1 pseudogene is annotated in these 356 nt (G+C 70.2%); it reads left to right on the top strand.

The annotated features are described in order from the left end of the window. Window positions 1-356: pseudogene (locus EMN46_RS19540) on the top strand (excinuclease ABC subunit UvrA); the annotation flags it as partial.

The raw sequence follows: 356 nt of genomic DNA, 5'->3' as shown, positions 1-356 counted from the left end.
GCAAGTCCACGTTGATCCAGGACGTGCTGGCGCCGGCGCTGCTGCGCCACTTTGGCCAGCCCACCGAGGCGCCGGGCGCGCACGACGCGCTGCTGGGGGCGGACTGGCTCGAAGGTGTGGTGCTGGTGGACCAATCGCCCATCGGCAAAACGGCGCGCTCCAACCCGGTCAGCTACGTCGGCGCGTGGGACGCCATCCGCGCCCTGTTCGCCGCCACCCCGCTGGCGCAGTCGCGTGGCTGGACGGCGGCCAAGTTCAGCTTCAACAGCGGTGACGGCCGCTGCCCAACCTGTGGCGGCTCGGGGTTTGAGCACGTGGAGATGCAGTTCCTGTCGGACGTCTACCTGCGCTGTCCC

The organism is Ancylomarina sp. 16SWW S1-10-2 (genome assembly GCF_009669305.1).
Classification (GTDB): domain Bacteria; phylum Bacteroidota; class Bacteroidia; order Bacteroidales; family Marinifilaceae; genus Ancylomarina.
This window is presented reverse-complemented; position numbering and strand designations above follow the sequence as displayed.